This window comes from Sphaerisporangium fuscum, from assembly GCF_018531465.1.
Classification (GTDB): domain Bacteria; phylum Actinomycetota; class Actinomycetes; order Streptosporangiales; family Streptosporangiaceae; genus Sphaerisporangium; species Sphaerisporangium fuscum.
In genome coordinates, this window is the sequence record NZ_JAHDTF010000030.1 from 103860 (window position 1) to 116644 (window position 12785).

At 69.2% G+C, this 12785-nt stretch carries 14 protein-coding genes and 1 pseudogene; 6 read left to right on the forward strand and 9 right to left on the reverse strand.

Annotation, left to right across the window (positions count from 1 at the left end; genetic code table 11):
• Positions 1 to 273: 273 nt before the first annotated feature.
• Genes KIK05_RS34035 through KIK05_RS34045 form a run of 3 tightly spaced genes read left to right on the forward strand, consistent with a single transcriptional unit; the run spans position 274 to position 1732 of the window.
• Positions 274 to 642 (forward strand): ArsR/SmtB family transcription factor, encoded by a 369-nt coding sequence (locus tag KIK05_RS34035; protein ID WP_214414946.1) that lies wholly within the window; start codon positions 274 to 276, stop codon positions 640 to 642.
• Positions 639 to 1115, forward strand: coding sequence for an SRPBCC family protein (locus KIK05_RS34040; RefSeq protein ID WP_214414947.1), 477 nt, complete (start codon positions 639 to 641; stop codon positions 1113 to 1115). Before KIK05_RS34035 ends, KIK05_RS34040 begins: the two co-directional genes overlap by 4 nt.
• Complete coding sequence (locus KIK05_RS34045) at positions 1112 to 1732, forward strand: TIGR03086 family metal-binding protein (RefSeq protein WP_214414948.1); 621 nt, start codon at positions 1112 to 1114, stop codon at positions 1730 to 1732. The genes KIK05_RS34040 and KIK05_RS34045 overlap by 4 nt, the downstream gene beginning before the upstream one ends.
• Positions 1733 to 1787: 55 nt before the next feature.
• On the opposite strand, the gene KIK05_RS34050 is transcribed toward KIK05_RS34045, so the two are convergent.
• The 4 genes and pseudogenes from KIK05_RS34050 to KIK05_RS49515 all read right to left on the reverse strand — a co-directional run.
• Positions 1788 to 2345: a DJ-1/PfpI family protein gene (locus tag KIK05_RS34050; protein WP_214414949.1), complete on the reverse strand. Its 558-nt coding sequence runs from the start codon at positions 2343 to 2345 to the stop codon at positions 1788 to 1790.
• Positions 2346 to 2404: 59 nt separating this feature from the next.
• Positions 2405 to 2728 carry an ArsR/SmtB family transcription factor gene (locus tag KIK05_RS34055; RefSeq protein WP_214414950.1) on the reverse strand — a complete coding sequence of 108 codons (324 nt, stop codon included), beginning with the start codon at positions 2726 to 2728 and terminating at the stop codon, positions 2405 to 2407.
• A gap of 131 nt (positions 2729 to 2859) precedes the next feature.
• Positions 2860 to 3615 (reverse strand): MFS transporter, encoded by a 756-nt coding sequence (locus KIK05_RS34060; RefSeq protein ID WP_214414951.1) that lies wholly within the window; start codon positions 3613 to 3615, stop codon positions 2860 to 2862.
• Positions 3616 to 3790: 175 nt separating this feature from the next.
• A pseudogene (locus KIK05_RS49515) lies at positions 3791 to 4219 on the reverse strand (MFS transporter); the annotation flags it as partial.
• Positions 4220 to 4738: 519 nt separating this feature from the next.
• Between KIK05_RS49515 and KIK05_RS34070 the strand changes: the two are divergent.
• Entirely contained in the window at positions 4739 to 5155 is a 417-nt protein-coding gene (locus tag KIK05_RS34070) for a RidA family protein (RefSeq protein ID WP_214414952.1), read from the forward strand.
• A 101-nt stretch (positions 5156 to 5256) separates the two neighbouring features.
• Here the strand turns inward: KIK05_RS34070 and KIK05_RS34075 are convergent, their stop codons facing one another.
• The 4 genes from KIK05_RS34075 to KIK05_RS34090 all read right to left on the reverse strand — a co-directional run bounded on the left by KIK05_RS34075 (position 5257) and on the right by KIK05_RS34090 (position 8649).
• The gene (locus KIK05_RS34075; RefSeq protein WP_308250216.1) at positions 5257 to 5568 is read right to left on the reverse strand and encodes a MerR family transcriptional regulator; all 312 of its coding nucleotides are present in this window, start codon (positions 5566 to 5568) and stop codon (positions 5257 to 5259) included.
• A 75-nt stretch (positions 5569 to 5643) separates the two neighbouring features.
• Positions 5644 to 6087, reverse strand: a complete 444-nt coding sequence (locus KIK05_RS34080) for an Hsp20/alpha crystallin family protein (protein WP_214414953.1) — start codon at positions 6085 to 6087, stop codon at positions 5644 to 5646.
• 328 nt (positions 6088 to 6415) lie between these two features.
• Complete coding sequence (locus KIK05_RS34085; RefSeq protein ID WP_250563931.1) at positions 6416 to 7222, reverse strand: class F sortase; 807 nt, start codon at positions 7220 to 7222, stop codon at positions 6416 to 6418.
• A 5-nt stretch (positions 7223 to 7227) separates the two neighbouring features.
• Positions 7228 to 8649, reverse strand: coding sequence for a hypothetical protein (locus KIK05_RS34090; RefSeq protein WP_214414955.1), 1422 nt, complete (start codon positions 8647 to 8649; stop codon positions 7228 to 7230).
• Between the two features lie 201 nt (positions 8650 to 8850).
• Here KIK05_RS34090 and KIK05_RS34095 point away from each other — a divergent pair, with 201 nt between their 5' ends.
• Both KIK05_RS34095 and KIK05_RS34100 read left to right on the forward strand, forming a co-directional pair.
• Positions 8851 to 9996: an acyl-CoA dehydrogenase family protein gene (locus KIK05_RS34095; protein ID WP_214414956.1), complete on the forward strand. Its 1146-nt coding sequence runs from the start codon at positions 8851 to 8853 to the stop codon at positions 9994 to 9996.
• Positions 9997 to 10178: 182 nt separating this feature from the next.
• Positions 10179 to 10343, forward strand: coding sequence for a hypothetical protein (locus KIK05_RS34100; RefSeq protein ID WP_214414957.1), 165 nt, complete (start codon positions 10179 to 10181; stop codon positions 10341 to 10343).
• Between the two features lie 165 nt (positions 10344 to 10508).
• Here KIK05_RS34100 and KIK05_RS34105 read toward each other — a convergent pair whose 3' ends face one another.
• A complete protein-coding gene (locus KIK05_RS34105) occupies positions 10509 to 12737 on the reverse strand; it encodes an ATP-binding SpoIIE family protein phosphatase (protein WP_214414958.1) in 2229 nt (742 codons plus the stop codon).
• Positions 12738 to 12785 lie beyond the last annotated feature (48 nt).

The window sequence follows — 12785 nt, forward strand, 5'->3', positions numbered from 1 at the left end:
TGCCAGGCGTATCAGGATCCCAGTCTGTGGTCACAGTTCAGTAGAGATCCTACGGACGGTTCGTCCCGCCTGGCTGTGATTTGCCCGCCCCCGACGCTATCTTCCGCCATAAACGCAGGTCAGCGGGTTACAACAGAACGAACTTAATTCGTCGATCCGCTCTGCGCAATGCCAAAGACCCCCAAACACCCATACGCACAGTCACCGCCCCCACACAACAAAGCTCAACCAAGTGGTTGAACTTCGACCCTGCCGAGGCGTACTCTCAACCACATGGTTGAGGATGGCCAGGGGCTGGACGCGGTCTTCCACGCTCTCGCCCATGACGCGCGACGCGACATGCTGCGGCGTCTGTCCGCCGGCGAACTGACCGTGGGCGAGCTGGCCGCGCCGCTGAGCATGTCGCTGGCCGCGGCGTCCAAGCACGTGAAGGTCCTCGAGCAGGCGGGGCTCGTGCACCGCACCGTCTCCGGCCGCCGCCATGTGTGCCGGTTGCGCGCCGAACGGCTTTCCGGTGCCGCCGCCTGGCTGCGGTTCTACGAGCAGTTCTGGGACGAACGGCTCGATGCCCTGCAAGACGTCCTCGCCCCCCACATTCCCGAACCACCTCACCCAACCCTCGTCCCCAAGGAGTCCTCATGACGTCCGCGCCGACCACCTTCTCTGCCGTGCGACGCGAGCGCACGTTCTCCGCCCCGCCGCACACGGTCTACCGCGCCTGGCTCGACCCCGGCACCCTGCGGCGCTGGCTCGCCCCCGGCTCGCTCGAGCTCGCCCGCGCCGAGGTGGACGAGCGCGTCGGCGGCCGCTACCGCATCTGGCAGACCGAAGGGGATCAGCCCGTGCGCGGCTTCGAGGCCGAGCTGCTGGAGCTGGTCCCGGACGAACGGATCGTCTTCCGCTGGGCCTTCGTCGGCCCCGACCGCGACGAGGCCCCCGCCTTCGACTCCCTGCTCACCGTCACCTTCGAGGAGGCTCCGGGCGGTGGGACGCACCTCGTCCTCCTGCACGAACGGCTCGACGCCCTGGCCGCGGCGATGCCGGAGGTGGCGCGGCAGGTGGGCGGCGGCTGGGACAACTGCCTCGACCAGCTCTCCACGGCGGTGAAGGCATGAGCTCCTCCCGGAGGCCCGCGGACGAACCGGGCAGCACGGCCGGCCTCGGGCCCGCGACCGCCGTCCTCGCCCGGATCGTGCAGGGCGTACGTGACGGCCAACTCGACGGGCCGACGCCATGTGGTGACATGACCGTGGGCGAACTGCTCGACCACATCGACAGCCTGTCCGTGGCCTTCGCCGCCGCCGCGACCAAGACCAGACGCGACGACGGCGGACGGGCGCCGGTGCCCGACGCGTCCAGGCTCGGGACCGACTGGCGGGAGCGCATACCGGATCGCCTCGCGGAGCTGGCGCGAGCATGGCGACCGGCGACGGCGTGGACCGGCACGACCCACATCGGCGGCAACGACATGCCGGCCGAGATCGCCGGTGCCGCCGCCTTCAACGAGGTCATCGTCCACGGCTGGGACCTCGCCACGGCGACCGGCCGGCTCTATCCGGGCGACGACCCGGCCCTGGGTGAGGCGCTGCGGACCGCGCTCTCCTGGGTCCGGTCGGTGGCCGAGCAGAACCCGGACGGCAGCCCGGGGCTGTTCGGACCCCCCGTCGCCGTACCGGACGACGCTCCCCTGCTCGACAGGCTCCTCGGGCTCACCGGGCGCCGTCCGTCCTGAGGAGCACCGGCCGAAAGGGTGAGCGGCCCTCAGCCGGTCGCCGTACCGGACGGCGTCAGGAGGTGGCCGTGCGCAGCAGCTTCATGAACTCGCGCATCCAGGCCGGGTGGTCGGGCCAGGCACGGCCGGTCACGAGGTTCTGGTCGACGTGGGCCGCGCTGTCGACCCAGGTCGCGCCCGCCACCTCGACGTCGGGCGCGCAGGCCGGGTACGCGCTGGTCTCCCGTCCCTTCAGCACGCCGGCCGCCGCCAGCACGAGCGGCCCGTGGCACAGGGCCGCGATCGGCTTGCCGCTGTCGGCGAAGTGCCTGACGATCTCCTGACAGTGGCGGTCGTTGCGGATGTATTCGGGAGCGCGCCCGCCCGGGACGACCAGGGCGGCGTACCCGGCCGGCTCGACGTCGGCGAAGGCGAGGTCGGCGGCCCAGGTGTGACCCGGCTTCTCGGTGTAGGTGTCGAAGCCCTCGACGAAGTCGTGCACCACGAACTGCAGCTTCTTGGCCCCGGGGGCCGCGATGTCGACCTCGTACCCCTCTTCCAGCAGCCGCTGGTAGGGGTACATCACCTCGAGGTCCTCCGCCGCGTCACCCGTTATGATCAGCACCTTTGCCATCGCGAAACCCTTCCGTGACGTAGTGTCACCTCCGATCCTGCCCACCGGCGGGGACTCGGTCAATGACCGGCGCCCTCCCGCAGGGCCGCCAGCACGGAGGGGAGCAGCCCGGGGAACCTCTTCTCCAGGTCGTCGTGGCGGAGCCGGACGATGCGAGTGCGTCCTTCGATGGTCGTCCTGGTCACGCCGGCCTCGCGCAGCACCCGGTAGTGGTGGGACATCGTGGATTTGTGCACGTCGATGCCGCAGCCGATGTCGCCGCAGTTCTCGCCGTCGCTGTCGACCAGCCGTGCCACGATCTCCAGGCGTACCGGATCGGACAACGCCTGCATGACGCTCGCGAGGCTGATGTCGTCGGTCGACGGGTGGAATGGCTCACGCATCAGGTCACCTGCACTCTCTCGCCTCGCCAGACTACCTCCGCGTTCCACGGTTGGGCGACGATGCAACCTTCGGTCCCGTCATACCGGGAAGCACGGCCCCGTCGGCGGAGTCGCGCTCCCCGATCTTCTGGTCACTCGAGGGACGCGTCCGCCGGGACGGGATCCGCCTGCCGTTCACTGGACGTCTTCGGCGTGCGCTCGAAGTGGCGGACGGCGACGAGCATGGCGACGATCCCGGCCGCGGCGACGAACACCGCCGTGCGGAGTCCGTCCGTCACGGCCGCGCGCAGCGCCTCCCCCGCGTACCCGTCCGTGCCGGCGTTGGAGACGGCGACCAGCACGGCGAGGCCGACGGCTCCGCCGATCTGCTGCCCGGAGGAGGCCATGCCGCTGGCGATCCCCTGGTCGTGCGCCGGCACCCCGGCCGCCGCCGCGGCGAACATCGTGGTGTAGACGAGCCCCTGGCCAAGGCTGAAGATCAACATGGCGGGGACCAGGGCGACGTATGAGGCGGTGGGAGACATCGCCAGGCCCAGCCACACCGCGCCCACGGCGCCGAGGCCGATCCCCGCGCGGAGCGTGGCCCGCATGCCGAACCTGGTGGCCAGACGGCTCCCGGAGTTCGAGCCGACGATCACGGCCGCCATCGGCACCAGATAGGCGATGCCCGTGAGCAGGGGGCTGTAGCCGTGGACGTTCTGGAAGTACGCCATCAGGAAGTACACGACGGTGCCGAAGGCCGCCATGAACAGGAACGTGGTCACGACGCCGGCGCTCAGGTCGCGGTCCCGGAACAGGCGCAGAGGCATCAGCGGATCGGCGCTGCGCCGCTCGATCATCACGAACGCCACCGTCAGCGCCACCCCGGCCACGGCCGCGGCGAGCACCGGGGGGCGCCGTCCAGCCCGACTCCGGCCCCTGCACCAGGGCGAACACGATCGAGGTCATTCCGACGGTCCCCGTCAGCGCTCCGGGCAGGTCGAACGAGCGGCCACCCCGCCGCGCGCCGTCCGGCGCGAGCAGGGGGAACGCCAGCGCCGCCGCGAGCGCGGCGAGCGGCACGTTGACGTAGAAGACCGCCGTCCAGCCGAACGCCTGCGTCAGCACGCCGCCGAGAAGCGAGCCGAGGATCATGCCGGACGCGCCGGCCGTTCCCCAGATCGCCAGCGCCCGGTTGCGCTCCCGGCCCGCCGCGAAGGTCGTGTTGACCAGCGAGAGGGTGGCGGGGAACAGGACCGCGCCGCCGAGGCCTTGCACCGCGCGGGCGGCGATCAGCGTGGCCTGGTTCCCGGCCAGCCCGCCGGCCAGCGACGACAGGGCGTACAGGGCGAGGCCGAGGAGGAACATCCGGCGGCGGCCGAACAGGTCGGACGCGCGTCCGCCGAGCAGCAGGAAACCGCCGTAGACCACGGTGTACGCGCTGATGACCCACTGCAGGGTCTGTGAGGTGAAGCCGAGCTCCCGCCCGATGTCGGGGAGCGCGATGTACACGATGTTGTAGTCGAGCGAGATGATGAGTTGCGCGAGCGCGAGCAACGCGAGAGTCAGATGCGCGGGCCGGTGCCGCGCCTGGTCACGAGAGCTCGAAGAAGACAAGACTGTACCTTTCCTCCGCCTGGGGATGCCGTCACGTCGTTCGCGTACGGCGGCGGAGGGCAGCGACCGGCACAGCCCCGCATCCCGGCGGGATGGGGAGAGCCGGCGCCCGTTCGCGGTGAACCCGGCATGTTCTCCCTTTCCTGTCGTCTTTGTCGATTCTCCCTTGTGGGAAAGGGCGGGGGATCAGGCTGGGGGGCCTGAGGGAGTGGGACCTTGGACCTAGGTCTTCGTATCGGCCATGCCTTCTGCGCATGTCAGCCATGCGAGACATTCGCTGGTGGCAGGGCTGGGGCCTGCGTAGGGTTGCGACTCGCGTGCGGCGACGCCCCGCGGAGGCGGGGCGGTACGGCAACGCCTCGCGCCACGCGGCCCTCCGGGCCACTCACAGCCCCTTGTATCGCAGGAGCCACCATGGACATGTCCCTCGACAACCCGGCGTCCGTCGCCGCGCCCTTCGGCGACCGTTTCGCGCATGTGGCCCGCCTGGACCTCGACGGCGGCGCGCTGCTCGTGCTCGCCGGGCAGGTGGGCGTGGACGACAACGGCAACGTGGTCGCCCCGGGTGACGTCACCGCGCAGTCGGAGCGCATTTTCGAGATCATCCAAGGGATCCTCGCCGCGCACGGCGCGACCTTCGCGGACGTCATGCACATCCGCACCTTCATGACGAGCCTGGACGACCTGCCCGGCTACGGCGCCGTACGCCGCAGGTACTTCCCGCAGACCCCGCCTCCCGCGAGCACCACGGTGGAGGTGAGCCGCCTCTTCCTCCCAGGCGCGGTGCTGGAGATCGAGATCACCGCCTTCGCCCGCAAGAGCGACGCCTGACCCACCGCCCCCGGGACCACCAGAGCCTGGGCGCCCGCAGCGGGACAACGGGCCTGGTGCGCGCCCGAGGGTGGCCCGGCGGGCCTTTGTCCGCCGTGGTGTCAGCCACCCTGCCCTAGTCGGCGGCGGGTCGCCTCCAGCTCCTGTTTCAGTGCCTTGACCTGTTGTTCCAGCTCCAAAATGCGGCGGATGGCGACCAGCGTCATCCCCTCGCCGGACAGTTCCACGACGTACTGCACACGGGTGATGTCGTCGCGGGAGTACCGGCGCTGACCGCCGGAGGACCGGTGCGGGCGGACGACGTCGAACTCGTCGAGGCGGCGGAGGAAGGCCTGCTGGACCTGGAGCATGTCGGCGACCTGCCCCAGGGAGTAGAGCGGCGCGCTGTGGTCGTCGATGGGAAGTCCGGTCACCGGGGGCCTTTCGCAAAAGTGGAATGGGCCGGCGCCCTCGGGCGGCGCCGGCCCATCGTCGTCGCGTGCGCGGGATCAGGCGCGGATCGCCTTGACGTCCCCGCGCTGGATCTCGACCTTGCGGGGCTTGGCCTTCTCGAGCACGGGGATGCGCACCTGCAGCACGCCGTTGTGGTAGGCGGCGTCGATGCGGTCGCTGTCGAGGTGCTCGGACAGGTAGACCCGACGGGTGAAGGTGCCCATGAGGCGTTCGCGCACGAACACCCGGTCGTCCTCGCCCAGCTCCTCCTCGCGGCGGGCGCTGACCGACAGCACGCCCCGGTCGACCGTCACCTCGATCGAGTCGGGGTCGATGCCGGGCAGATCGAAGCGGAGCACCACGTCGTCCTTGCGGCGGATGCCGTCGAGGGGCATGTGGCCATACCCGCTGCTTTCGCTCCGGCCGAGGGTGCCACGGGTCAGGCGATCGAACTGGCGCTCGATTTCCTGAACGAAGGGATCGATCGACGTCAACAGCATCTCCGGAACCTCCTCGCTTCTCGATGCCGGGAGACCTCCAAGTTCAGTTGCAGGTTACCTCTGCATGCGAATCAATGCAAGCTTCTCTTCGGCCTGGAAGTCGTGCACGCGCCGGCGCCAGAGGTCACCCCTGCGAGTTCTCGTCACGAGTGCTCCACGGATGAAGTCGCAGACGCGGGCGTTGCCGCGTGTGGCGTCGAGCGAACGCAGGCGCGCGTGGTACGGGCCGCAGATGTGCGAGGCGAGCAACCCGAGGAACAGGGCGAACAGGAGCGGGCAGCGGCGCCGTCGTACGGCGGTGGCCCGGTCACCTTGGAGGGAAAGCGCGCTAGCCTCGGCCGGATCCGGAGAGGGTCGCGTACACGATGATGTTGTCGGTGTAGCTGTGAGCGCGTGAGTTGAAGATCCCACCGCAGGTGATCAGGCGCAGGCTCGGCTTGTCGACATACCCGTAGACCCGCTTGGTGGGGAAACGGCTCTTGCTGGCCTGCTCGACACCGTCGACCGTGAAGACCGCCGTCGAGCCGTCGGCCCGTACGACCGTGACCTTGTCGCCGCGCTTCAGCTCGCGCAGCCTGCTGAAGACGGCGGGGCCGCGTTTGGTGTTCACGTGCCCGAGGATCACCGCCGGGCCCATCTCGCCGGGGGCGGGGCCCAGTTCGTACCAGCCCGCGAGCTGCGGCCGGCTCAGCGGCGGCACCTCGATCTCACCGTTCTTCTCCACGCCGACCGAGGTCAAGGCGGCGTCCACGCCGATCCCGGGGATGCGCACCCTCTTGGGCAGCGACTTGCCCAGAGGCGTCACCGAGACGGCCGCGGGTGAGGGCGGCGCGGCGGTGGGCGCGGCCTCGACCAGAGGGACGCCTGCTCCTCCGGGCCCGACCGTCGCCTCCCCTTGTACGGCCGGCTCGAGCGCTTGGGCGACCGGTGATCCGTTGCCGAGTTGTGCGGCCGCCGACGTGGGTTCCGTTCCGGCGACCGCGGCGGTCTCCTGGGTGGGAGACAGGTACATCAGCAGGCCCGCCATGACGGCACCGATCCCGGCCAGGGACCCCACCGTCAGCAGGACGGGGAGGAGCCCCACCTGCCACCGCTTCCGGCCGTCCTGCGCGGACGGACGGCCGGGCGGCCTCATGTCGCTCACCGAGGAGTCTCCGTCTCGCCGGGAGCATGTACGAGGTCGTGCGCGGCGCGACGGCGCCTGAGGACGAGATGACCCGCGAACCCGCCCAGGGCAAGCGCGGCGCCGTACCCCATCAGCAGCGGCCCGGTGGAATCGGGATCGGGGCGCTCACCCGTGTGAGCCCCGCCTACCGGCGTCACGCGGACCTGCGGGGTACGGCTGACTTTGGGGGTCTTGGAGGCTTTGGCAGTGCTGGTCGGCTTGGGGGTCACGGTAGTGGTCGCGGTCGCGGTGGCCGTAGGAGTCCCATGCCCCTGCCCACCTCCGGAAAGCACGACCACTCCCCGCACCGAATCATCCCCGTCACTGACCCGACCATCACCGTTGCTTCCACCGGCCCCGCCGTTGTTGCCGTTGCCGTTAGTGGAGGCGGGCAGCACGTCGACGTTGACGGTGGTCGGCACGCCCTTGTAGGAGCAGGTGGCTTTGAACATCGGAGGAGGCGCGGGAAGCGTACTAGTGATGAAGTCGAACGCGTCGACGGCCATGTAGGCGCTCGCCGGCTCCCCCTTCGTGAACCTGACGGTGTGCCAGCCGTAAGGCAGATCCTTCTTGACCCACAGGACCGCCTGCGCATTCGGCTTGTCGACAGGCGCAGGGTCGTAGGCGTTAACCTCATCCACCGGCTCGTCCGCTCCATCAATGTAGACCTTCACCTTGCCCACACTGGAAACCCGCTCTCCGATGTACTGGATGCCGTCTCCCAGGAACTTGACCTCCACCGAGCCGCTGGCCGCATTCGTCGCGTGCAAGTCGTCCAGGTGGTCGCCGTACTTCGCTCGGTCAGTCTTGCCGTAGTACCTCCAATCACCCTGATAAACAATTGGGCCGTGCCTGTGAGACTCGGACGCCACCTGCTCGTTCGGATCGTCGGTGTCGTTCACACGCACTGTGGAGGCGGGCGGGGTGAACTCCAGGACAAGGTCCCGTGGCGTGATGGAGAGCTTGCCTTCCTTAGCGGTGGAGACGGATCCCGTCACGGCCGTCGGCAGTTCCAGCCGACTACCCTGCTTGAGCTCGCCCTGGTCCTTGCTTCCGGCGGAGTCCAGCGTCCCTTGCCACAGGCCCGCGACGTCCACTTTCGCCGTAGCCGTGAGCCGGCCGCCTGCCGAAAACGGAAAAGACGCCAGCAGAGGTGAGCCGGTCAGCGTCCACTCCAGTGCCAGGCGCTCACCAACGCGAACGGTCCGGGGGATCGCCACCTGAACCTGGACGGGTTGCGACGACTGTTTCGGAAGGAACGCTCCACCTGAGCAGATGTACTCGTAGTGGTGGTAGTCGGTATCCGCTGAGCTTGGGGTACTCCCGAGCATGACAAGGCCCGCGCCCAGCACCGATACCGCTAACGAACCCCGGATCCTGGAGCCCCACCCGTTCACGATCGCCTCCGCTCTCCCCGGCGGCCGATGATGACCGAAGGTAGATCGTATGACTTGGGGCTCTTGCGGCGAACGTTCAGATAAGGAGCGGATACGTAACGTAGCCCATTTGTGACTTTCCTCCGCCGTCGGCCGTCAGGTCGCCATGTCGCGAGAGTGACCAGAATAGTATTCTGTTGAGCGGACCCAAGGAGGAACCGAATGCAGCGAGATCTCTTCGAGGAGGAGCACCAGCTCTTCCGGGAGACGGTGCGGGAGTTCATGGCCCGCGAGGTACTCCCCCACCACGCCCAGTGGGAGAAGGACGGCATCGTCCCGCGCGAGGTGTGGAAGAAGGCCGGCGAGATCGGCATGTTCGGCTTCTCGGTTCCGGAGGAGTACGGCGGGTCCGGCATCACCGACTTCCGCTACAACGCGGTGATCGTCGAAGAGATCATCAAGGCCGGCGCGAGCGGCCTCGGGTTCGGCCTGCACAACGACATCATGGCTCCCTACCTCGTCGATCTGACCAACGACGAACAGAAGCAGCGCTGGCTCCCGGGCTTCGTCTCCGGCGAGCTGATCACCGCCGTCGGCATGACCGAGCCGGGGGCCGGAAGCGACCTGCAGGGCGTGAAGACGACGGCCGTACGCGAGGGCGACCACTACATCGTCAACGGGCAGAAGACCTTTATCACCAACGGCATCAACGCCGACCTGGTCGTCGTGGTGACCAAGACCGACCCGACGGCGGGTGCGCGCGGCACGACGCTGCTGGTGGCCGAGCGCGGCATGGAGGGCTTCAGCCGGGGCCGCAACCTCGAGAAGGTCGGCATGCACGCCCAGGACACCGCGGAGCTGTTCTTCGAGAACGTCCGCATCCCGGTGGCCAACCGCCTCGGCGAGGAGGAGGGGCAGGGCTTCGTCCAGCTCATGAACAACCTGCCGCAGGAGCGCCTGTCGATCGCGGTGGCGGCGGTGGCGGCGGCCGAGTCCGTGCTGGAGATGACGATCGAGTACTGCAAGACCCGTAAGGCCTTCGGCCGCACCATCGGTTCCTTCCAGAACACCCGCTTCGTCCTGGCGGAGCTGGCGACCGAGGTGGAGATCGCCCGGCACTACGTCGACAAGTGCATCCTGGCGCACAACGCCGGGCAGCTGACGGTCGTGGACGCCGCCAAGGCCAAGTGGTGGACCACCGAACTGCAGAACAAGGTCATCGACCGCTGCGTCCAGCTGCACGGCGGCTACGGGTACATGATGGAGTACCCCGTCGCCAAGGCCTGGCTGGACAGCCGGGTGCAGACCATCTACGGCGGTACCACGGAGATCATGAAGGAGATCATCGGCCGCTCCTTCGGCTTCTGACCCGCCTTGTCCGGATCCCACGCTCGAAACACGCGCGCGGTAGCCGTACGGCCCCGCGCGCGGGCGGGCCGGGCCGCATACTGTCTCCGTAGGGTTCCGAAGGCGGGCGCCCACGACAGGCCGGCGCGAGCGTTCCGATGGCGCCGGGAACGGGTTCGAGAGCGGGTCTCGGAGGGGCGGCAATGGACCACAGCGGGCTGATCCTGCTGATCTTTCTGGCGTTCTTGTTCGCGTGGGGCCTCAACAAGGTTCGCAAATGGATGCGGTTCGGCCCGATCGCGTACACCGGGATCATGGTCACGTTCGCCATCGTGATGCTCGCCCTCTACACGCAGAGCCAGCGCTGACTTCAGCCGCGCGCCACCGTTCGGCTGATGTTCGCCTTCTCCTTGCCGCCTACATGGGCGGCACCGAGCGCTACGTGTGGGGCGTCCACTGCGGCTGATGACCGCCGAAGAGTCGTTTCCCCCGCTCGCTTCGAGGGCGGGCGAAACGACTTCTCGGGGACGGCGTCAGCGGCCACGCGTGGGGATTTCGAACCAGACGGCTTTGCCTTCCTTGGTGGGGCGGGAGCCCCAGCGGCGGGCGAGCTGGTCGACCAGGTAGAGACCGCGGCCGCCCTCGTCGTTCTCGCCGGCGCTGCGGATGCGGGGCAGCCGGAGGTCCTGGTCGAAGACCTCGACCCAGATGGCGTCCTCACCGCGGCGCAGCCGCAGCGTGAACTCCTTCTCGTTGACGATCTCGTCGTCGAAGCCCGGGACGTCCCACGACTCGTCGAACGGCAGCGGCGGGCCGTCGAGGACGAGCTCGCGGCGCGGGACGCTGGCGCTGGCGGCGTGGAGCACGACGTTGGTGACGACCTCGGAGACGAGCAGGCACGCGAGCTCGGCCCGCTCGTCGGGCACTCCCCAGTTGGCGAAGGCCTCCGAGGCCATGCGCCGCGCCTCACCGACCATGATCGGCTGCGCCGGGAAGGTGCGCTCCTCGTACTGCAGTTCCTTGCCCGCCGAGCGGATCACGAGGATCGCCATGTCGTCGTCGATCTCGCCCGGGACGGCGACCGTCGCGGCGTCGGCGATGCGTTCGACCGAGTCGCCCGAGGTCTTGGCGACCTCGGCGCAGAGGATGCGCAGCGTCTCCTCGTCGCTCAGCGGAGCGTCGCCGGAGTCGCGGGCGGGCCGCCGGTCGAGCAGGCCGTCGGTGTACAGCAGGAGGGCGGCGCCGGGCGGTAGCACCCGGGTCTCCTCCTTGTAGACGAGGTCGGCGTGCATGCCCTTGGCGTTGACGCCGAGCGGCTGGCCGACCTCGGAGATGTCGAGCTCGGTCACGGTGCCGTCGACGATCAGCAGCGGCGGCGAGTGGCCGGCGTTGGCGAACGACAGCTGCCGCGACCAGGCGTCGTACACGAGGTACTGGCAGGTGACGATCGGCGGGGTGCTGACGTCGGCGCCGTAGTCGTCGTGCTCGGGGGCGGCGATGATGCGCGTCCACTCGTTGAGCCGCGCGAGGATGTCGGCCGGCGACTTGTCGTCCTGGGCGAAGGCCCGCAGGGCGGCCCGCAGCTGGCCCATGACGGCGGCAGCCTTGGCTCCGCGGCCCTCGACGTCGCCGATGACGATGCCGACCCGGCCCGCCGACAGCGGGATCACGTCGTACCAGTCGCCGCCGACCTGGGTCTGGATGCCCTGCCCGTGGGAGGCGAGCGGGGCGGCCGGGTAGTAGCGGACGGCGATCTCCAGGCCGTCGAGCTGGGGCAGCTCGCGGGGCAGGAGGTACTTCTGGAAGGACTCGGCGGTGTGCCGCTCCTCCTCGAACAGCAGGGCGTTGTCGACGGCGATCGCGACCCGGGTGGCGATGGCTCCGACGAAGTCGCGGTCGAAGGCGTCGTAGTGGGGCGAGCGCCGGTCGGTGAGGTTGGACATGCCGAGGTACATCAGGCCGAGGGTCTCGCCGCGGGCGCACAGCGGCGCCACTATGGCGGACGTCATGCCGATCTCGCCGCACAGCCGCGCGCTCTCCTCGCTGGGCGAGGGGTAGCTCATCTGCGCGAAGTCCTCGACGATGATCGTTTCCTGTCGCCGGAGGGCGATCTCGGCGTAGTGGCCCGGCGGGTAGCGGATCTCGGAGCCGACCGGACGCCAGGTGCCGGGCGGAGGGGTCCAGCCCTGGACGTGGGTGGAGACCTTGCGGACGAGCCGGTCGCCCTCGGACAGCTCGATGAAGCAGTGGTCGGCGAACTGCGGCACCAGCATCTCGGCGACGCGGTTGAGCGTCTCCTCGACGTAGAGCGAGCTGGCCAGACGCTCGCCGATGCGCTCGAGCAGGCCGAAGCGGTCCTTCTCGCGTTCGTTGCTGCGCATCGCCTCGCGGGCGGTGATCACGATGCCGGTGACCGAGCCGGACGGATGCCGCAGGGGGACGGCCTGTGCGCGGACGTAGACGATGGTGCCGTCGGCGCGCACGACGTCGAAGGTGCCCTCCCAGACGCCGCCCTTGAGGACGTGCTTGGCGAGCTCGACCGCGAGGGGGTGGTCCTTCTCCATGATCCCTAAGGAGAGGACGGCCTGGTCTCCACCGGCGGGCCGGTCGGGACGGCCGAACAGCCGCTCCGCGAACGGGTTCCAGTAGAGGACGTTGCTGAAGCGGTCGGTGACCACCACCGCCATCTCGGCGTGATCGAGAACCGAATCCGGCGTCATATGATCGGCCGTGTCCTGCGAGAGGTCACCCCATCGCTTCATCTGTCGGCCACCCCCCGAAGGGGGGCATGAAAAAAGCGGACCACGTGC

What these genes read in the sequence shown, in the direction of transcription:
- KIK05_RS34035 (WP_214414946.1), top strand. Translation starts at nt 274, where the DNA reads ATGGTTGAGGATGGCCAGGGGCTGGACGCGGTCTTCCACGCTCTCGCC.
- KIK05_RS34040 (WP_214414947.1), top strand. Translation starts at nt 639, where the DNA reads ATGACGTCCGCGCCGACCACCTTCTCTGCCGTGCGACGCGAGCGCACG.
- KIK05_RS34045 (WP_214414948.1), top strand. Translation starts at nt 1,112, where the DNA reads ATGAGCTCCTCCCGGAGGCCCGCGGACGAACCGGGCAGCACGGCCGGC.
- KIK05_RS34050 (WP_214414949.1), bottom strand. Translation starts at nt 2,345, where the DNA reads ATGGCAAAGGTGCTGATCATAACGGGTGACGCGGCGGAGGACCTCGAG.
- KIK05_RS34055 (WP_214414950.1), bottom strand. Translation starts at nt 2,728, where the DNA reads ATGCGTGAGCCATTCCACCCGTCGACCGACGACATCAGCCTCGCGAGC.
- KIK05_RS34070 (WP_214414952.1), top strand. Translation starts at nt 4,739, where the DNA reads ATGGACATGTCCCTCGACAACCCGGCGTCCGTCGCCGCGCCCTTCGGC.
- KIK05_RS34080 (WP_214414953.1), bottom strand. Translation starts at nt 6,087, where the DNA reads ATGCTGTTGACGTCGATCGATCCCTTCGTTCAGGAAATCGAGCGCCAG.
- KIK05_RS34085 (WP_250563931.1), bottom strand. Translation starts at nt 7,222, where the DNA reads ATGAGGCCGCCCGGCCGTCCGTCCGCGCAGGACGGCCGGAAGCGGTGG.
- KIK05_RS34095 (WP_214414956.1), top strand. Translation starts at nt 8,851, where the DNA reads ATGCAGCGAGATCTCTTCGAGGAGGAGCACCAGCTCTTCCGGGAGACG.
- KIK05_RS34100 (WP_214414957.1), top strand. Translation starts at nt 10,179, where the DNA reads ATGGACCACAGCGGGCTGATCCTGCTGATCTTTCTGGCGTTCTTGTTC.
- KIK05_RS34105 (WP_214414958.1), bottom strand. Translation starts at nt 12,737, where the DNA reads ATGAAGCGATGGGGTGACCTCTCGCAGGACACGGCCGATCATATGACG.